The organism is Actinoplanes rectilineatus (genome assembly GCF_000962825.1).
GTDB lineage: Bacteria > Actinomycetota > Actinomycetes > Mycobacteriales > Micromonosporaceae > Actinoplanes > Actinoplanes rectilineatus.
This window is the reverse complement of record NZ_JZKF01000193.1, coordinates 1-1,666: the sequence shown is the minus strand read 5'-3', so window position 1 is coordinate 1,666 and position 1,666 is coordinate 1. Positions and strand designations below refer to the sequence as shown.

Below are 1,666 nucleotides of genomic sequence, written 5' to 3'. Positions count from 1 at the left end.
CTAGCCTCGGCCCTTCGTTAAGGGTGTCCAAGGACTGGGCCGGAAATAGAGAAGTGCCCTCTGGTCAGGGAAAATAGGGCTTGTCGAGAGTCCTGTTAACCCGTCACGGAAGGCACTTGCTGGGTGAAGACTACCCGAACACGTCCGAAGATCAGCGTGACCGGGGACGGGCGGGGCGTGGTCGGTCACGCCGGCGCCCGGCTTCTCGCCGACCTTGCTGACACGACCGGCCTGACCAGCGCATTCAGTCAAGCTTTGGCCGGGTTCCGGCAACGCCGGGGCGGGCACGATCCCGGCCGGATCGCCGTCGACCTCGCCGTGACCCTCGCTGACGGCGGCGAGGCCATCGCTGACCTTGCCGTGCTGCGTCACCAGCCCGCACTGTTCGGGACGGTCGCGTCCGATCCGACGGCGTGGCGGTTACTGGCACAGCTCGACGCCACGGTCCTGGCCGAACTGCGTGCCGCCCGAGCCCGGGCCCGCGAGATCGCCTGGGCCCAGCACGCCGACACCCGCGGCGACTTCCCGCAGGTCACCGCAGCCGGGCGGCAGATCGACGGTTTGGTTCTGGACATCGACGCGACGATCGTGATCTGTCATTCCGAGAAGGAGTCGGCGACCCGGACCTGGAAGAAGACGTTCGGATATCACCCGTTGTTGTGCTTCCTGGACAACACCGGAGAGGCCCTGGCCGGCCTGTTACGCGAGGGCCGGGCCGGTTCGAACACCACCGCCGACCACATCACCGTGCTCGATCAGGCCCTCGCTCAGATCCCCGACGCCCACCGGCACGGCACCCCGATCCTGCTCCGCAGTGATTCCGCCGGTTCCAGCCACGGTTTCCTCGCCCACATCCGGTCCTGGCGGGAACGCCACCTCGACATCCGGTTCAGTGTCGGCGCTGCGATCACCGAGCCGGTCCGGGCCGCGATCCAGGCGGCGACCGGCTGGGTCCCCGCCGTCGACACGAGCGGCGAACTGCGTGAACACGCCGAAGTCTGCGAGATCACCGGCCTGTTCGAGGCGGCCGGCTGGCCAGAAGGCACCCGGTTCCTAGTCCGCCGCGAACGCCCGCACCCCGGCGCTCAACTGTCGCTGTTCGACACCATCGAAGGATGGCGTCACCAGGTCGTCGCCACCGACACCCCGCCCGGCCACGGCGGCATCCAGCACTTGGAAGCCCGGCACCGGGCCCACGCCCGCGTCGAAGACCGCATCCGCACCGGCAAGAACACCGGCTTCGGCCGGTTCCCGTCCCGGGTCTTCGCCATCAACCAGGCCTGGCTGCAACTCGCCCTGACCGGCATCGACCTACTCGCCTGGACCCAAACCCTGCTGCTGGACGGCGACCTGGCCACCGCCGAACCCAAGAAACTGCGCTACCGGCTGCTGCACGTCGCCGCCCGGATCACCCGCACCGCCCGCCGAACACGCCTCGCCATCGCCGCAGGCTGGCCATGGACCGACGCCCTGAACAGCGCCTTCAACCGCCTCACCGCACTGCCGCAACCCACCGGCTGACCCTGCAGCCCGCGCTGCGACCAGCAACACGGAGGAACCCGGCCACGCGCCGGGCCCTCACCATGCCCACAAAACCGCAGCAAGAAGACGCATCGAATTCATCGAACGGCGGCTATGAATCGGCGTCTAAATGAAAGACCGAGGC

Annotated in this window: 1 protein-coding gene; it reads left to right on the top strand. The window is 68.4% G+C overall.

The annotated features are described in order from the left end of the window. Positions 1-123: 123 nt before the first annotated feature. Complete coding sequence (locus tag WH85_RS46005) at positions 124-1,521, top strand: IS1380 family transposase (RefSeq protein ID WP_045748552.1); 1,398 nt, start codon at positions 124-126, stop codon at positions 1,519-1,521. The last annotated feature ends 145 nt before the right edge of the window (positions 1,522-1,666 follow it).